Source organism: Caulobacter mirabilis (assembly GCF_002749615.1).
GTDB classification, from domain to species: Bacteria; Pseudomonadota; Alphaproteobacteria; order Caulobacterales; family Caulobacteraceae; genus Caulobacter; species Caulobacter mirabilis.
The window spans coordinates 3647289-3665001 of record NZ_CP024201.1 but is presented as its reverse complement, the minus strand read 5'-3'; the positions used below and the strand labels follow the sequence as shown (position 1 = coordinate 3665001).

At 64.9% G+C, this 17713-nt stretch carries 11 protein-coding genes, 1 tRNA gene and 1 pseudogene; 7 read left to right on the top strand and 6 right to left on the bottom strand.

The features are described 5' to 3' along the window. Positions 1-294, bottom strand: coding sequence for a hypothetical protein (locus CSW64_RS21870; protein ID WP_150131446.1), 294 nt, complete (start codon positions 292-294; stop codon positions 1-3). Positions 295-508: 214 nt separating this feature from the next. Here CSW64_RS21870 and CSW64_RS17420 point away from each other — a divergent pair, with 214 nt between their 5' ends. The 6 genes and pseudogenes from CSW64_RS17420 to CSW64_RS17400 form a co-directional block, all read left to right on the top strand. Beyond that, positions 509-2770: a transglutaminase domain-containing protein gene (locus CSW64_RS17420; RefSeq protein WP_172448615.1), complete on the top strand. Its 2262-nt coding sequence runs from the start codon at positions 509-511 to the stop codon at positions 2768-2770. After that, complete coding sequence (locus CSW64_RS17415; protein ID WP_099623285.1) at positions 2752-7062, top strand: RHS repeat domain-containing protein; 4311 nt, start codon at positions 2752-2754, stop codon at positions 7060-7062. The genes CSW64_RS17420 and CSW64_RS17415 overlap by 19 nt, the downstream gene beginning before the upstream one ends. A 548-nt stretch (positions 7063-7610) precedes the next feature. Then, positions 7611-8702 carry an RHS repeat-associated core domain-containing protein gene (locus CSW64_RS17410; RefSeq protein ID WP_150131445.1) on the top strand — a complete coding sequence of 364 codons (1092 nt, stop codon included), beginning with the start codon at positions 7611-7613 and terminating at the stop codon, positions 8700-8702. Between the two features lie 1054 nt (positions 8703-9756). Beyond that, positions 9757-10113 carry a hypothetical protein gene (locus CSW64_RS17405; RefSeq protein WP_150131444.1) on the top strand — a complete coding sequence of 119 codons (357 nt, stop codon included), beginning with the start codon at positions 9757-9759 and terminating at the stop codon, positions 10111-10113. 184 nt (positions 10114-10297) lie between these two features. Beyond that, on the top strand, positions 10298-10633 hold the full coding sequence (locus CSW64_RS21865) for a hypothetical protein (RefSeq protein WP_150131443.1): 336 nt from the start codon (positions 10298-10300) through the stop codon (positions 10631-10633). A 1084-nt stretch (positions 10634-11717) separates the two neighbouring features. Then, positions 11718-11849: pseudogene (locus CSW64_RS17400) on the top strand (IS6 family transposase); the annotation flags it as partial. Between the two features lie 177 nt (positions 11850-12026). Here the strand turns inward: CSW64_RS17400 and CSW64_RS17395 are convergent. Beyond that, positions 12027-12103 (bottom strand) — tRNA-Arg (locus tag CSW64_RS17395). Positions 12104-12309: 206 nt separating this feature from the next. Between CSW64_RS17395 and CSW64_RS17390 the strand changes: the two genes are divergently transcribed. After that, positions 12310-13611, top strand: coding sequence for a dicarboxylate/amino acid:cation symporter (locus tag CSW64_RS17390; protein WP_172448669.1), 1302 nt, complete (start codon positions 12310-12312; stop codon positions 13609-13611). 78 nt (positions 13612-13689) lie between these two features. On the opposite strand, the gene CSW64_RS17385 is transcribed toward CSW64_RS17390, so the two are convergent. From CSW64_RS17385 to CSW64_RS17370, 4 genes are all read right to left on the bottom strand, one after another. Beyond that, on the bottom strand, positions 13690-14136 hold the full coding sequence (locus CSW64_RS17385; RefSeq protein WP_099623281.1) for an acyl-CoA thioesterase: 447 nt from the start codon (positions 14134-14136) through the stop codon (positions 13690-13692). 39 nt (positions 14137-14175) lie between these two features. After that, entirely contained in the window at positions 14176-15792 is a 1617-nt protein-coding gene (locus tag CSW64_RS17380; RefSeq protein ID WP_245863750.1) for a flavin-containing monooxygenase, read from the bottom strand. A gap of 169 nt (positions 15793-15961) precedes the next feature. Continuing rightward, positions 15962-17014: a glutaminase A gene (glsA, locus tag CSW64_RS17375; RefSeq protein ID WP_099623280.1), complete on the bottom strand. Its 1053-nt coding sequence runs from the start codon at positions 17012-17014 to the stop codon at positions 15962-15964. A gap of 37 nt (positions 17015-17051) precedes the next feature. Further along, complete coding sequence (locus tag CSW64_RS17370) at positions 17052-17657, bottom strand: DUF938 domain-containing protein (RefSeq protein WP_099623279.1); 606 nt, start codon at positions 17655-17657, stop codon at positions 17052-17054. Positions 17658-17713: the final 56 nt, after the last annotated feature.

Sequence of the window (17713 nt, the reverse complement as noted above, 5' to 3'; positions counted from 1 at the left end):
CTAGCGACCCTTCTGAGGACGTTGATCGGGCGGGGTGGGGTTGAAAGTCTCGCCGATCGTTTCGGCGGTGCGGATCTGAGCTGCTGTCAATGATGCGGGCGGGTAGGCCCGAACCGGCGCGCGTTCGGGGAACAGGATCACCCCAAGGCAGCCGGCCAACAGCAGCAGAATGCCGGCGACGGCAATAAGAGAAGGCAGGTCAAGGTGCTCGCGAACGAACGAAGGCCAAGCGCCTGGAGCGTATCTCCGGGCGGCGTCGCCCTTGCCGGAAGCGACCTGCACCTGAATAGACATGCTGTCCCCCGCCCCCGCGCGCCAAACGCTACTGTGACGTGAATTTTCCGCCTCGACTATCGAACGGCTCTTCCCAGGCGGTCAAGCGCCCGTCAAGGTTGTTCGCGGTAAGCGTGTCTTCGGGGGAAGCGTCATGGTCCGGCTTATGGTCGCTCGCTTGCGTGAGCGTGTGCTTGCGCGGCTTTCCTCCTGGCGCACCCGACCCGCCGGTTCCTTGAAGCTGACGATCGGCGGCCTGGCGGTCCTGGCGGGCGGAGGGCTCCTGCTCTCGCAGCTCGCGGCCACGGCCCAGACGCCGTACCCGGCCGGCAACGGCACGCTCGCCGGGATGCGCTTCTACGACGCCGAGCAACTGTCTCCGGCGACGGCCAAGGCGGCCTACTACGACGGCGCCGCCAGCGCGGTGACCTACAACTGGGCGTCCGCCAAGCCGATCGAGATCACGGCCACGGCGGCGGCGCTGGAGAACGATCCCCAGAAGATCTTCCTCTTCGTCAAGAACCACGTCCGCTACGAGCCGCGTTTCGGCGCCCAGAAGGGCGCGCTCGGCGCGATGATCGACCGCTCGGGCACGGCGTTCGACCAGGCGCAGCTGCTGGTCGAGCTGCTGCGGGCGGCGGGCTACAGCGCCAGCTACCAGGTCGGGACGATCACCCTGACCGGCGCGCAGTTCAACGACTGGCTGGGCCTGACCGACCCGGAGGCGGCGCGGCAGTTCCTGGCCAATGGCGGCATCCCGGCGACGGTCAGCGGCGCGGGGACCATCTCCCAGGTCGAGATGGGCCACGCCTGGGTCACGGTCGTGATCAACGGCGCTACGACGACGCTGGACCCGTCGTACAAGGCCATGGACCGCTGGGCGCAGATCGACGTGGCGACCGAGGCGGGCCTGTCGGCGTCCTCGTTCGTCTCGACGGCGACCAACCCGACCGGCTCGGGGACCGAGAACGGCGTCGGCTACATCACCGGGGTCAACCTGACGGGGGCGGAGAGCGCGCTGAACAGCGCCGCCACCACCCTGCTGGGCAAGCTGAAGACGACCTACAAGGACAAGCGCGCCGAGGAGATCATGGGCGGCGAGCGCATCCGCCCCGCCGCCGATGCCTGGGCCACGCCCACCACGGGCGTGCTCAACGCCTCCTGGGGCAGCTACAGCGGCGGCCTGCCCGACAAGTTTCGGACCAAGCTGACGGTTGAGGCCTACACCTGCAAGGTCGAGCTGTTCGTCGACGAGATCTACGGCCGCCGCCTCGTCTGGCGGACGCCCAACGATTACGAGGACGGACCGCCGTCCACGGGCGTTAGCTCTGGCGAGTACATGTTCATGCTTCAGGGCGGTCTGCCGCCGGGAGCAGGATCCAGCGGCAACTACCCGAACTGCTTCAGCCCGCCACTGCCGCAGAACACGATCCGCATCTCGGCGGACCTGCCCTACGCGGCGCGCCAGGGCGGCGTGGGCGCTTATGGAACCTGGATGGACCGCGTGTCCCTCAAAGAGGCCGACGCGAGCGCGGACGCGATCATCGTCCATGGCTGGGGCGACACCGCCAACGAACTGCAGACCCGTCTGAACGACGACAAGTCCTACCGCGAGGAAGTGCGCCCAGGGCTCGTGGACGGCAAGCCGCCGCTGACCGGCGAGCAGGAATACTGGGGCCCTCCGTACGGCAAGGCGGGAACCCAGATGCAGAAGCTCAAGGCGCGGCTCTACGCCGGCTGGCTGGCGCAGATGACGCGGGCGACCGACATCGTCGAGGGCGCGTCCAACACCCGCATCCAGCACCACTACACCATCGGCGTCGTCTATTCGCAGCGCCAGCGGCAGGTGCACGACCTGAACTGGAACGGCCTGGATGATCCCGGCGAGCCTTTTGTGCCCGGCAGCAGCCTGGACGAGGCCATCCGCATGGACCTCGATTCCGGCTTCAGCACGGTCAGCCTGGCCGGCGTCGCCGCCGACAAGGTCGGGGCGCGGCACACGATCGCCGCTTTCGGGGCGATGCTGGAGGGCAGCCTGTTCGAACAGCAGCAGGACGCGGTGCACACCATCAGCACCGCCCAGCGGTTCCCGTTCGGCCAGGAGAATTTCGCCGGAACCATCCGCTACCACCGGCTGCTGCCGGGCGGCGCAGGGGTGGCGCAGTATCGCGAGGGGGTGACTTCGCCGCGCGGCGTCGCCTGCACGGGCCAGGCGACCGCCAACCAGAACTATACGGTGATCCAGGCCAACGACCGGTTCCTGGGGCCGAGCAGCACCGTGGGCTACGGCGTGATCCGGAACATGGGGCCCTACACGCGGCGGGCGCCGCAGGGCGACTACTACATGAACCGCGGCTGCGCCTGGGTGGCCTTCAACGGCGACGCCAGCGAGATCGCCCATGTCGTCACCGCCATCAACCGGCCGCTGAAGGGCGGCGGCGGGCCGGGGGGCCGGACGAAAAGAAGCGCAAGGCGCCGATGCAGGCCGACCTGCTGAAGGACGAGTTCAAGGACCGTTCGAACCTGGAAGGCGTCGACCTGCGGACCGGCGCCTATACCTATCGGCCCGACCCGGACCTGGTGGTGGGGCAGGGCGAGTTCCCCTACAGCCTGCCCTTCCAGCGCATCTATCAGATGGGCGGCGAGAGCTGTCCCAAATGCCTGCGCGGCGGCTGGACCCACAATTTCGACATCCGCGCCACCGCCTCCGGCGGCGGCCTGGAAGGCCTGGGCAGCACCTCGCCCCAGGCCCTGGCGGTCCCGCTGGTGGCGATCAAAGCCGCTTTCGAGGTCTACAAGGCCGACGCGCAGTCCGCCGCCAACCAGGCGGCCGGCCTGGGGGTCATGCGCTGGCTGGGCAGGTTCCTGAGCAACAACGTCGTCACCGTGCGCCAGGGCGCCGATTCGGAGACCTTCGTCCGGGTGGCCGACGGCACGCTGGCGGCGCAGCCGACCTCGCAGTCGAAACTGGTCCAGACCGGACAGCGCCGCTCGGTGGAGACCACCGACTACGGCCGCAACGCCGTCTGGGTCTATGACAACGTGTCCTACGTCCTGACCCGGGGCGGCGGCGATCGGATCAACTTCGGCTGGCGGGTCTACAATCCGGAGGGCCTGCGCGGCGCGACCGACGGGACTGACTACGGCGACGTGCTGGCCAACGAGCAGGGCTTCTTCGCCAACACCTGGACCTTCCCGCAGGGCGTGACCCTGACCTTCACCTACTGCACCGATCCCAGCGTCGAGTACGGCGGCTTCGGCAACCCGCTGATCGTCTCGCTCTTCCCCGCCTGCGGCGACAAGCTGAAGCGGGTGTCGAGCAACCTGGGAGTCTGGCTGGACATCAACCGCCTCGACGCGACCAGCTCCGACGGCCGGTCGACGACGGTGACGGAAGGCATCCTGAGGGACGCGAACAACGAGTACATCCTGTGGGACCCGATCGCGACCGGCTTCGTCGACGCCGCCGGCCAGGCCTGGACCTACAAGTGGGAGTACGACACCTCCGGCACGGGCCGTCCCACGCCCTGGGCGCGGCTGAAGAGCGTGACTGAGCCGGGGAAGGCCACGCCCAGGTTCGAGCTGACCTATGACAAGCTGCACCGGGTGCGGACCTGGCGGGACGCGGATTCCCTGGCCCAGGGCGCCGGCGGACCGGCCTACACCTACTATGCGCCGGGCTTCGGCTTCGGCGCGCGCAAGGATCCGCTGAACGGCGTGGTGCGGATCGCATACGATACCGACGACCGCGCCATCACCCAGACCGACGAGATGGGGCGGACCACCACTACCGAGTACGACGGCCGCGGCAGGGTGAAGGCGCGGGTCCTGCCCTGGGAGGAGCGGCAGGAGTTCGTCTACGACGACCGCAACAACGTGCTCGAGAAGCGCCGCATCTCGAAGACGCCGGATGCGTGGTGGGGCCAGACCTTGGTGGTGAAGGCCCAGTATCACCCGACCTGGAACAAGGCGGTCAAGGTGACGATGCCGGCGACGGTCGACGATCCGTCAGAGCAAGAATACAATTACGCCTATGACGCCCAGGGCCTCCTGGTTGAGGTGAAGGCGCCGGAGGTCTTCGATGGGGCCAACGGCCTCTACGCCCGACCGACCTGGACGATGACATACGACGGTTTCGGCCGGTTGCTGACGGAAACCGACCCGAGCGGACGGCGTACGAGCATGGCCTATGGCCAGAACAGCCAGCCGGCTTTCTGCAGAACCTCGGTGACCGAGGCTTCGCAGCCGGGCGGGCTGAATCTAACCAGCAGTTTCACCTGCGACGCGCGCGGCGACGAGATCTCGGTCACCGACCCGCGCGGCAACGCCAGCACCGCCAGCTATGACGCCCTGCGGCGAAAGACCGAGGCGTTCGGCCCCGCGGGAACCAGCATCCGCACGCAGTGGAGCTACGACACGGCCAGCCGCGTCCTGGAGGAAAGGCGGTGGGATGCGACGGCGAGCCTGTGGCGGACAACAACGACCGGCTATTCGGCGGCGGGTCGCAAGCTGACGGTGACCGACCCGTCCGGCGACATCGCCCGCACCTGCTACGACGCGGCGGGCCGCGAGACGATCAAGGTCGATCCGGAAGGTCGCGCGACGCGCACGACCTTCAACGCGGCCGGCGAGCCGACGCTGATCGAGCGCTGGTTCCGGGCCAATGTGGCCGATGCATCCTGCGCCCTGACGGCAGAGTTGCCGCCGGGCCAGACGACCCATGCCTGGCGCACTTACACCTATCTGCCGAGCGGCCTGACAGCGAGTGAGAGCGACGCGCGCGGCAACGCGACGACGTTCCAATACGACTGGCTCGGCCGGAAACTGGCGACGCTCTATCCCGATCCGGATGGGGCGGGGCCGCTGGTCGCGCCCTTCGAGTACACCCTCTACAATCAGCGGGGAGAGCTGAAGCACACCAAGCATCGCGAGAGCAGCGGCGATGATCGCTGGACGTCGCTGTACTACGACTCCGCGGGGCGGGTGACGCATCAATGGGAGCGAGACACAAGCACCGACCCCTGGCCGAAGGGGCGGGTGACGCGGACCAACTACGATCTGGCGGGACGGCGGGTCTACAGCGAGGTGTCGCAGCAGCCGGCCGGCGGTGTGTTCGACAGCGCTCAGTTTCGCGACGTGCGGGTCTACAGCTACGACGCCGCCGGGCGGGTGACGAACGACCTCTTCTATCCCGAGAACCAGACCGGCGGCGGGCCGTGGTTCCAGTTCGTCTACGGCTACGACGCGGCCGGAAACCGGACCTCGGTCCAGTGGCCGGACGGCTGGACGGCGACCTATGGCTTCGACGCCGCCAACCGGATGGCGACGGTGAGCTTCACCGGCGGCTCCGGAACCTGGACCTACGACAGCCAGTCGCGGCCGACCCACTTCGCCCGCTCCAACGGAACCAGCACGGCCTACGGCTATGAGCCGGACAGCGACCTGCGGAGCCTGACCCAGACCTTCGCGTCGGGTTCCCCCGTGAGCGTGCCGATCGTCTACAGTCGGGACAAGGCGGGGCTGATCCTCTACCGCGCCAACCCGGCGGCCTACGACTGGACGCCGACCCTGGGCTACGCCCGGACCTACGGCGCGGCCAACGCGCTGAACCAGGTGGCCTCGGAAGCAGGCGTGGGCCTGGCCTTCGACGGCCGGGGCAACATGACCTCGGACGGCGACTGGACCTTCGCCTACGACATGCGCAACCGCCTGCGCGGCGCGAGCAAGTCCGGAACGACGGCGACCTACGAGTACGACGGCGACGACCGGCGGACCAAGAAGACGGTGAACGGCGTCGTCACGCGGATGCTGTGGTCGGGCCAGGACGAACTGGCCGAGGCCGATGCGGCGGGGAACATCCTGCGGCGCTACGTGCCGGGCGCGTCGGTGGACACGCCGCTGGCGACGGTGACGCCGGCGGGGACGGTGACCTGGCTGCATGCCGACGGCCAGGGCTCGATCATCAACAGCTCCAACAGCGCCGGAGCCGCCGGAACGCCGGTGAACTACAGCCCCTACGGCGAGATGAGCGGCGCGCTGCCGGCCAATGTCCCGTTCGGCTACACGGGCCGCTACCACGATGCGGAGACCGGCCTCTGGTACTACCGCGCCCGCTACTACCACCCGCGTCTGGGGCAGTTCCTGCAGGTCGACCCGATCGGGACCAAGGATGATCCGAACCTGATGCTCTACGTGGGCGCGGATCCGGTGAACAAGAATGATCCGAGCGGTCTACAGGCAATCGCTGAGCTGAAAATGTTCGATGTATTCGGGAGTGGTCGGGACAATCCGGTGACGTGGAACCACGCCTACATAGAGGTGCGGAGCTTGACGACAGGGCAGTCATGGATAGCGCGCGCAGGTCCTGTTCCTGCCCTTGGAGTGTTTCAATTTGGTGGAATTGCAGTGCCTCGGTTGGGGGCGAAGCTGGATTCTGGAGTGTCCCCTAGCAAGGGCAACATCGACGCGAAGGCTATTTCCGTTCAGAACAAAGAAGTTTCAGTGCTGGACTCCCAAGTATTTCCGGATACTCCGGTTGAATCTCTTGTGGAATCTTTGGAAGATTCAGCTTCGAATTTCAATGATATGAATCCGGACTATGGAGTTAAGGTCAACTCTAATACATTTGCTACTCAGACATGGCAGGATATGACCGGAAGGAGGGTTCAGAGCGGTCAGCTTCCTGGGAGTGAGACGCGTCTTCCAGTGAAGAAGGGCTCCAGTGGGAAGAGCGGAGTCGGGGAACTGCAGAATTGCACAGGATCTAGAATAATGCGTGAGGTTTGCTGATGTGTAATATGAAAACTACAATAGCGGCTATCATTTTCGCGATGCTCTCGTCGGCTTGCGCCGCATCGAATGGGCGCGAAATTCCCGCTGGGTACAGAATTGTGGAGAGATGTGGATCTAGCCATATTGGCCCATTCTTGAGCGAAGACATATACAAGTACGCAGGGTTGCCATGTGATGGTGTTTCTTCTGTCCGAGAGTTTGAAGCGGCAATGTCTCGCGTTGATGTTAAATTTAGAAAAAGCAAAATGAGACCAAAATGGTGTAATATTATTGATGGAATTGCATATGTAGCCAATTTCCCTTCCGATAGAGTTGGTATTAGGCAGGTGAATTATGTTCTAATATTTGATAGTCGTGGAAAATTGGCGTGTTCTGAGTGGAGAGCGTCTTATAGAAGTGTGTTTTGAATATTTCATTTTCTACTTTTGGAGAAAGTATATAAATAATTTGTAATTGTATTATAATAAATACTCAAACGCTAAGTCGCACTTCATTCTACCAGTGGCGCTGCGAAGTGGGGTGTGTACTTTCTCGGGTTCGATGCTGTGTCTCGGTTTGTCGGCGGCTCCGGAACCTGGACCTATGATAGCCAGTCGCGGCCGACCCACTTCGCCCGCTCCAACGGAACCGGCACGGCCCACGGCTACGAGCCGGACAGCGACCTGCAACAGGTGACCCACACGTTCGCGGCCGGTTCGCCGCTGACCGCGCCGCTGACCTACACGCGGGACAAGGCGGGGCTGATCCTCTACCGGGCCAACCCGGCGGCCTACGACTGGACGCCGACCCTGGGCTACGCCCGGACCTACGGCGCGGCCAACGCGCTGAACCAGGTGGCCTCGGAAGCAGGCGTGGGCCTGGCCTTCGACGGCCGGGGGAACATGACCTCGGACGGCGACTGGACCTTCGCCTACGACATGCGCAACCGCCTGCGCGGCGCGAGCAAGCCGGGGACGACGGCGACCTACGAGTACGACGGCGACGACCGGCGGACCAAGAAGACGGTGAACGGCGTCGTCACGCGGATGCTGTGGTCGGGCCAGGACGAGCTGGCCGAGGCCGATGCGGCGGGGAACATCCTGCGCCGCTATGTGCCGGGCGCGTCGGTGGACACGCCGCTGGCGACGGTGACGCCGGCGGGAACGGTGACCTGGCTGCACGCCGACGGCCAGGGCTCGATCATCAACAGCTCCAACAGCGCGGGAGCCGCCGGAACGCCGGTGAACTACAGCCCCTACGGCGAGATGAGCGGCGCGCTGCCGGCCAATGTCCCGTTCGGCTACACGGGCCGCTACCACGATGCGGAGACGGGCCTCTGGTACTACCGCGCCCGCTACTACCACCCAAGGCTGGGCCAGTTCCTGCAGGTCGACCCGATCGGGACCAAGGATGATCCGAACCTGATGCTCTACGTGGGCGCGGATCCGGTGAACAACATTGACTACACCGGAAATCAGACCGTGGTCTCTTTAGAGGGATATGCGTTGAGGGGGGTTGAAGGAATCTTCTTCAAGCACGCATACACAAGAGCAACCGATACTAGGAATGGGGCGAGTATAATACTTCGTGGCGGCCCATCTGAAGGGTACACCGGAAATGCTTCGAAAAATGAGGCCATGACCGGATTGGGGGGGTAAATATGTAACACTGGATATGACTACTGATCTTTCTGAAATGAGTATTGATACATTGGAAATGAGTTCGAGGGGATTGAGTCCGCAGATTTTGCAATCTACAGATATTGGTGACGTTCCTCTGAGCACGGTTGCGGCGCAATTTCAGGCCGTGGAGGAGTCTCTGGATGAATCCGAGGTGCCATACAGGCCGCAAACTACAAACTCGAGTTGGGGTGCTGGTGTGGGATATCAAGCTGTCACGGGGGACAGGGTGAAGCCGAATTTGCAGTACCCAGGATTGGACAAAGTTCCTGAACTTCAATCCTGTACGGGAACTTTGATAAGGAAGGAATCTTGCTAGCTGGAGGATCTAGATGAATTTTCATATGCCATTTAGATTTTGGATGGCCGCGCTTCTCGCTCTGGCAGGGCTCGGCATGAACTCTGCGGCACTTGCCCAGAATTCGGATGATGTTTGGTCGAAATCGGTATCGTCTCCTGGCCTTTTTACTCCGTGGAAAGGGGGAAAATCCGTCTCTCTTCCGATTGGAGAGGAGAAATTCAGGGATTTTCTTCATTCCATTGGAGCGAAATCATATCTATCCGGATCGGGATTTCTTCTGCCATCCCCGAGGCCGACGAGTATTTGTAATCATGAGAATCGAGCCCTAATATTTAGCTTTCCCTTGCGGGAAAATGGAATTCAGCCAAGGTATGTGGCTTACATAAAGTCCAGAATGGTGAACTGTATCGAGAGGCAATTTTCTTATCCGCCAGGATAACATTGGAAAATTTCATACTCATTTTTGTTTTCTTGAAACCTTCTGCCATCCGCTCATGATGGACGGGGCTGCGTCTATGGCGGTCGCCAGCCGGATAATGAACGGAAACATGCGCTCCTTTTCGGCTTCAAGCGCCGTGCTTCGGCTTCACCGGCGGCTCCGGAACCTGGGCCTACGACAGCCAGTCGCGGCCGACCAACTTTGCCCGGTCGAACGGGACCAGCACGGCCCACGGCTTCGAGCCGGACAGCGATCTGCGGAGCCTGACTCAGACCTTTACGTCGGGATCGCCGGTGAGCGTACCGATCGTCTACACGCGGGATAAGGCGGGCTTGATCACCTACCGGGCCAATCCGGCGGCCTACGACTGGACGCCGACGCTGGGCTACGCCCGGACCTACGGCGCGGCCGACGCGCTGAACGAGGTGGCCTCGGAAGCGGGCGTGGGCCTGGCGTTCGACGGCCGGGGCAACATGACCTCGGACGGCGACTGGACCTTTGCGCAACCGCCTGCGCGGCGCGAGCAAGTCCGGGACGACGGCGACGACCGGCGGACGAAGAAGACGGTGAACGGCGTCGCCACCCGGATGCTGTGGTCAGGCCGGGACGAGCTGGCCGAGGCCGACGCGGGGGCGAGGGGAGGCGGGTAGATGAGGTTGTTTTTGACGGAAAGGGCGGCGCAAAAACGTATGAGATCACTGGTCCCAACGTCGACAAGACTGCACAGGCCGCTAAGGAGCAGCGTATCTTGGATGGCGGGGGAACCTACGTGCGAGACCGTCAGACTGGTGATTTGTGCAAAGTTTCCGGCGCGTGTGAGCGGGCAAATATCAAATGATGACAGATTTCATCTATCTGAATGTTCCAGGATTGCTTTCTCGCTATGAAAATCCAACCGAGGAATGGGTGGAGAAGGTTTACTCCTTGGCGCAGACGCAGATTTCGTTCTTTGTCGAGAACGGGCTCATTTCTCCGAGCGCAGCGGTGCTCACAAGTCCTATCGAAACTGCAGTCCTGATGTTCAGCGATTTCTCTCCGGAAGGGCAGGCGTTCTTGAAAAGCCAGGCTGTCGAGCGTTGGCTCTCAGCTTGCGATAAGAAAGGGACGATCGATGCCTATAGAGATTCTTCAGGACTGACTTCGCGTCTTGCGAAGTTTAGAAAGCGCTAGCGCCATTGCTGATTTCTGGAAAAGTGAGTGCAGCCCTTCAATAGAGGCGCTGCGCGGCAAGATGGAAGCAGCCGCGGTCCATGCGGTGCGCACTCCAATCGGACATCCGACGATCACCAACCACGCCCCAAACGCCAACCGCTCCCGCCCGCGCCACGCAGCCCCCGCTCCAGCTGCTGAGCCTTTAGCGCAGACGGGTTGGCGTTAGACTGACGGCGCCTGTTTGAAGGTAGCGGTGCTCCTAATGCTGTTCTGGGAGCTGGCGGGTCTGGAGTGGCCGGAGGCTATATATCATTCCCTGTTTGTTCGGATGGAATTTCAGGGTGTGCAAATTGATGCCTGTCGAGGGAGGAATTTTTGCCCATCGATCTCGATGGGGGTACTAGTTCTTTGATCATGCGTGGCTTAGTAGTGCATTTATTGTTGTGTGGCCGGGTTGGATAAGTAGAGATCACCAAAGTTTGGTTTAGCGAGGATATTAGACATGAAAATGTCCGCGATATTCGCCATATTTCTTTCCATTGTCGGGATTGTATCGTGCTCGGAGCATATTCCAATTTCTCCTGATTATGTTGGGGAGGTGCAGAGTCGCCCAAGGCCCGTAGCGGGGCCGATGATCAGGGATCGTGGCGAGATTTGGATCAAATATAGAATAGCAGTTCCATACAAAATTGTCAAATCTATATACGAAAATAGATCAACTTTACACGCTAAAATAACAAACTGTAATGGAGTGGTGGTGTCGTACGACAATTTCTTTTCAAACAATCTCTCTGTGGATGGAATTAGCAGAGATAGCGCGAAAGTGTCGGAAATACCAAATCGTGGTGGATCTGTAGATCTTGATCTGTATGTTCTAAAGTCAGATATCTCTAGAAGTGGTAAGCTTTGTGTCATGGCGTCTGGCGGGAGTATGGCAATGAACCGCATTAGAAGCCCGGAAGTCCAACTGCCCATCCAGTAGTTTAGGAGAAGCCCCGACGTTGCCCCGCCTAAGAGGAGCGCAATGGGTGGTGTGGCGGTGCTTTCAGTCTAACGCCAACCCGTCCGCGCCAAAGGCTCTGTGGCTGGAGCGGGGGCCGCGTTGAGGTCGATTTCGTACAAGCGTCGCCGGTTTCCGCCCGAGGCGATCCGGCATGCGGTGTGGCTGTATTTCCGGTTCACGTTGAGCCTGCGGGATGTTGAAGAGCTGCTGGCGCGGCGAGGCATCGTGCTTCCAGAACGAGACGAGAACATAGAACTAGGGGCGCGGCGCAGCCACCCTAAGTTCCGCCCTAAGACTGGCCCTAAGTTGGCGGGCGGCAACGTGCGGCAAGCAGCGGCGGAGCCGCAGTGAAAACCTTGTGCAGAAAGCCCGCGCGGCGGCAACTAGCGGCAGTGGGCGGGAAATAGCTGGCGACCCGGGAGGGACTCGAACCCCCGACCTTAGCTTTAGGAAAGCTCTGCTCTATCCGGCTGAGCTACCGGGCCGCACGCGGAGGGTCATAGCGTGCGGGAGCGGGGAGCGGAACCCCGGGGCGCACGGCTTTTGCGCATTGAACCTCCGCCGCCGGCGACGCGGTGATCGGACGCGCCGGGGCGGCTTTAACTTCGCGGCGGGGCCGGTCTATCTTCCTCGCCGACCGCGGCCGTCCCGGACGTGGAAACGGGGGAAGGGGACGCGCGCGATGCGCTTTCTGAAGCTGCTCTATGTGCAGGTGCTGATCGCCATCGCGCTCGGCGTGCTGGTCGGCGCGATCTGGCCGGAGACCGGCGCCAAGCTGAAGCCCCTGGCCGACGCCTTCATCAAGCTGGTCAAGCTGGTCATCGCCCCGGTGATCTTCGTCACCGTCGCCGGCGGCATCGCCCGGATGAGCGACCTGAAGAAGTTCGGCCGGGTCGGCGGCAAGACCCTGATCTACTTCGAGGTGGTCTCGACCCTGGCCCTGGCCGTCGGCCTGGCCGTGGGCCTGATCGTCAAGCCGGGACGGGGCTTCAACGTCGATCCGGCCACGCTCGACCCCAGCGTCGGGGCCGAGTACGCCGAGAAGGCCGCCCACGGCGAGGGGCTGGTCCCCTGGCTGCTGCATCTGATCCCGGACACCTTCTGGGGCGCGCTGGCGAACGGCGAGCTGCTGCAGGTGCTGGTCATCGCCATCCTGACCGGCTTCGCCTGCGCCCGCATGGGCGAGTTCGGCGACAAGGTCGCCGACGTGCTGGACCAGATCGGCAAGGTCTTCTTCGGCATCATCCACATCGTGGTGAAGTTCGCGCCGGTCGGCGCCTTCGGGGCGATGGGCTTCACCATCGGCAAATACGGCGTCGAGGCCCTGGGCAACCTGGCCGTCCTGATCGGCACCTTCTACCTGACCAGCCTGTTGTTCGTGGTCGTGGTCCTGGGCCTGATCGCGAAGATGGCCGGCTTCTCGATCTTCAAGTTCATCCGCTACATCCGCGAGGAGCTGCTGATCGTGCTGGGCACCAGTTCCTCGGAATCGGTGCTGCCGCAGATCATGGAGAAGCTGCAGCGGCTGGGCGCGTCGAAGACGGTGACCGGCCTGGTCATTCCGACCGGCTACAGCTTCAACCTCGACGGCACCAACATCTACATGACCCTGGCGACGCTGTTCCTGGCCCAGGCCACGGGGACAGAGCTGACCTGGATCCAGATGGCGACCATCCTGGGCGTGGCCATGCTGACGTCGAAGGGCGCCAGCGGCGTCACCGGCGCGGGCTTCATCACCCTGGCCGCGACCCTGGCCGTGGTGCCCCAGGTGCCGATCGCGGCCCTGGCCCTGATCGTCGGCATCGACCGGTTCATGAGCGAGTGCCGCGCCCTGACCAACCTGGTCGGCAACGGGGTGGCGACCCTGGTGGTGGCCCGTTGGGAAGGCGAGCTGGACCGCGAGGTCCTGGCCCGCGAACTCGACCGCGGCCCCAGTCCGCTGGTCGAGGCTCATATGGCGGACGCCATGGCCAAGGACCGTGACGGGGACTGAGGGCGCTCAACCTCAATTCCGTCATCCTCGCGCTCGTCGCGAGGATGACGGAAGGAGAGGAGCGCCGCCGCCGGGCCGCTACGCCGCCCCCGCCGGCTCCCTGACGGCCATAGCCTCCAGGGCCGCGCGTAGCGCCTCGCCCAGCGGCCGGGCGCCGTCGGCGTCGGCCTGGACGAAGGTGGTGGCGCAGACGCCCACGCAGCGGCCCTTCTGGAACATGGCCTGGCCGATGTCGTACGAGGCCGTGCCGAGGCGCAGGATGCCGGTCCGCACCTCGATGTCGTCCGGATGGAAGACCTCGCCCAGATAGGTCACCCGGCTGTCCGCCGTCACGATCCGCGACCAGTGGCCCTTGCCGACCATCTCGAAGACCTGGCGCGTGAAGCGCGAGCGCGCCTCGTCGTAGTAGGCGGCCACGGCGATGTTGTTCACATGGCCCAGGCCGTCCTCGTCGTGATAGCGGGTCTGGATGTGGGCGGCATGCGGATAGGCGGCGCGATCCAGGCGCCAGGCGGGCGGCTTCATCTCGGGGTCTGACTCTCTCGGCTACTCAGGCTCGTTCACTCAGGGGTTCAGCGCGAAGCCTTCGTAGCCTCGGGCGGCGATCTCGTCGCAGCGGGCCTTATAGCGCTCGCCGACGTAGGGCATGAAGACGCGCGGCTTCCCCGGCACGTTGGCGCCCATGTACCAGGACGCCGCCCGCGGGAAGAGGGTCTTGTCGGCCTGTTCGTTGACGTGGGCGACCCAGGCGTCCTGGGCTTGCGCCGTGGCCTCCATGGTCGCCGCGCCGGTCGCGCGGACATGGGCGATGGCGTCGGCGATCCAGTCCACGTGGGTCTCGCAGGAGACCAGCATGTTGCTGAGCACCGAGGGACTCCCGGGGCCGGTGATGGTGAACAGGTTGGGGAATCCCGCCATGGCCAGGCCCAGGTAGGTCTTGGGCCCCTCGGCCCAGGCGTCGCGCAGGCGGCGCCCGTCGCGGCCCCGGACGTCCATGCGCAGCAGCGCCCCGGTCATGGCGTCGAAGCCCATGGCTCCGACGATGACGTCGACCGCGTACTCGCGGTCAGAGGTCTTCACGCCTTTGGCCGTGACCCCCTCCAGCGGCGTCTCGCGCAAGTCGACCAGGGTCACGTTCGGGCGGTTGAAGCTGGCGTAGTAGTCGGTGTCGACACAGGCCCGCTTGGTGGTGATCGGAAAGTCGCGCGGGACCAGCTTTTCGGCCGTGGCCGGGTCGGCGACGATCTCGCGGATGCGGGCGCGGACGTACTCCGAGGCGGCGTGGTTGGTGCGCTCGTCGCGGGCCAGGTTCGGGATCTGGGCGCAGGAGATCAGCGCCCAGCCGTTCCACAGCAGCGGCGTCAGCTGGGCCAGCTCCTCGTCGCTGGGGACCCAGTCGGCCGGGGGCAGGGGGATGCCCGGCTCGCCCCGGCGGATGAGATCGACGTAGGTCTCGAAACCCGCGTCGAACTCGGCCTGCTCGGCCTCGGTCAGGGGGGCGTTGAGGGCCGGCAGGCTGAAGTTGGGCGTGCGCTGGAAGAGGTAGACCTGGTCGGCGTCCTGGGCGATCAGCGGCATCGACTGGATCGCCGACGAACCGGCGCCCACGATGGCCACCCGCTTGCCGGTGAAGTCGACGCCCTCGTGCGGCCACAGGCCGGTGACGTGGACATCGCCCTCGAAGGCGTCGGCGCCGGGCAGGTCGAGGCCGCGCGGAACCGACAGGCAGCCGGTGGCCATGATGCAGAAGGTCGCCTCGAGCCGATCGCCGCGGTCGGTCTCGACAACCCAGCGACCGGAGGCGTCATCGAAGACGGCCGATGTCACGCGGGTGTCGAACAGATACGCCCCACGCAGGCCGTACAGGTCGGCGACGTGCTCGGCGTAGGCCAGGATCTCCGGCTGGGTCGCGTACTTCTCGCTCCAGCGCCAGCTCTTCCGGACCTCGTCGGACCAGGTGTAGCTGTAGAGCAGGCTGGGGATGTCGCAGCGCGCGCCCGGATAGCGGTTCCAGTACCAGGTGCCGCCGACGTCTCCGCCGGCCTCGATCCCCCGGACGGTCAGGCCCGCCTCACGCAGGCGATGGACCATGTAGAGCCCGCCGAAGCCGGCCCCGACCACGACCGCGTCCACGGCCTGCCGCTCGGCCGCCCGGGCCGCGTCCTGCTGTTGTCCCGTCACCCGAGCCTCCCCGGCTTCTGTTCTTCTGTAGGTGATCGACGTTCAGGGGCGGAGGCTAGAGAGCCTTCCGTGAGGGCAGTCTAGCAGGAGAAGGGGGACACGCACCCTTCGGGAGCATGCCCCCCCGCCGGCCCGGGGACATGTACCGCAGGTACGTGTCCCCTCGGCGCTAGACCGGCGTCACCGCGTAGGGATTGGCGCCGAGGTCGCGGCAGATGTCGATGATCGCCTTCTGGGCGCGGACGCTGTTGCCGGCGGCGTCCAGCGGCGGCGAGAAGGCGGCGACGCCGAACCGGCCGGGGGCCACGGCGATCAGCCCGCCGCCGACGCCGCTCTTGGCCGGCAGGCCGGTGCGGAACAGCCATTTGCCGCTGTCGTCATAGAGGCCGGCGGTGGCCATCACGGCCAGCAGGCCGGGGATGTGCCGGTTGTCGATCGCCTGGGTGCGCGTGATCGGGTTGCGGCCGCCGTTGGCCAGGGTCGCGGCCATGACCGCCAGGTCGCGGGCGTTGGCGGCGATCGAGCAGCCGCGGGTGTAGAGGTCGACCGCCTGGGCCGGGTCGCCCGGGAAGCGCTCGTAGGCGCTCATCAGCATGGCGATGGCGCGGTTGCGCTGGTTGGTCTCGGACTCCGAGCGGTAGACCTCCGCGTCGACCGACAGCGTTCGTCCGGCGCAGGCGTCGTGCATCCGGCTGATCGAGGCCCAGACGGCGTCGGCGCTGTCGCCCTTCACCAGGCCGGTGGCGGCGATGGCGCCGGGATTGACCAGCGGGTTCATCTCGCGTCCGCGGTGCTGCTCGACGGCGACGATGGAGTTGAAGGCTTGGCCGGTGGCGTCGACCCCGACGGCGTCCTCGACCAGTTGTTCGCCCGACTCCTGGAGGACCTGGGCCAGGGTGAAGACCTTGGAGATCGACTGGATCGAGAAGGCGTGGCCGACGTCGCCGGCGGCGACCACCTGGCCGTGCGGCGTGACCAGGGCGATGCCGAACAGCTGCGAGGGAACCTTGGCCAGCGCCGGGATGTAGTCGGCGTTCTTACCCTCGTTCAGGCCGCGATAGCGTTCGTAGGCGGCCTTCACCGCCGCCTCGGCGGCTGGTAGCGACACCGTGTCGGCGGCGGGCTTGGGCTTGGCCCGGGCGACGGCGGGCGCGGCGCCGGCCAGTCCGAACAGGGCGAGCCCCTTGGCCAGGTCGCGGCGGGAGGCGGTCAGGACGGGCATTGGGGGGCTCCTTCTCAGGGGCTCCGTTTAGCCGAGATCACGCCCGGCGGAACAGCAGGCAGAGATTGTTGGCCGGCATGGCGACCCGCTCGGTGAAGATCAGGTCTTCGCGGGCGGCCAGGGCTTGGACCGCCTCGAGGTCGCGCAGGCCCCAGTCCGGATCGCGGCGCTTGAGATCGGCGTCGAAGGCCAGGTTGCTCTCGGCTGTCGGGACGCCGGCTTCGCGATAGGGGCCGTACAGGCACAGCGGGGCGCCGGGCGGCAGCAGGCGCGCGGCGCCGGCCATCAGGCCCTCGGTCGCCGCCCAGGGCGAGATATGAACCATGTTGATGCAGACCATCGCGTCGGCTCGGTCGAGCGGCCAGGTCTCCGGCTTCGAGGCGTCGAGCGTCAGCGGCGGCCTGAGGTTGGTCACGCCGGCCGCGGCGACGCGGGCGGCGAGCACCGTGTTGGCCTCCAGGTCGCGATCGGTCGGCTGCCAGGTGATCCCAGGCAGGGCCTGCGCGAACCAGACGGCGTGCTCGCCAAGGCCGCTGGCGACCTCGACCACGACGCCCGTCTCGGGCAGCCAGCGGCGCAGGACGGTCAACAGCGGCTCGCGGTTGCGGGCGGAAGCGGGCGAGCCGGGCAGGCGACTGGTCATGTCCGAGCTTCTGGCGACAAGGGGCGCGCCTGTCGAGGCGCCTCGGGCGGGAACGG

Excerpts from the sequence above, each read along its gene's own strand:
- CSW64_RS21870 (WP_150131446.1), bottom strand. The coding sequence starts at position 294 with ATGTCTATTCAGGTGCAGGTCGCTTCCGGCAAGGGCGACGCCGCCCGG.
- CSW64_RS17415 (WP_099623285.1), top strand. The coding sequence starts at position 2,752 with ATGCAGGCCGACCTGCTGAAGGACGAGTTCAAGGACCGTTCGAACCTG.
- CSW64_RS21865 (WP_150131443.1), top strand. The coding sequence starts at position 10,298 with ATGATGACAGATTTCATCTATCTGAATGTTCCAGGATTGCTTTCTCGC.
- CSW64_RS17385 (WP_099623281.1), bottom strand. The coding sequence starts at position 14,136 with ATGAAGCCGCCCGCCTGGCGCCTGGATCGCGCCGCCTATCCGCATGCC.
- glsA (WP_099623280.1), bottom strand. The coding sequence starts at position 17,014 with ATGCCCGTCCTGACCGCCTCCCGCCGCGACCTGGCCAAGGGGCTCGCC.
- CSW64_RS17370 (WP_099623279.1), bottom strand. The coding sequence starts at position 17,657 with ATGACCAGTCGCCTGCCCGGCTCGCCCGCTTCCGCCCGCAACCGCGAG.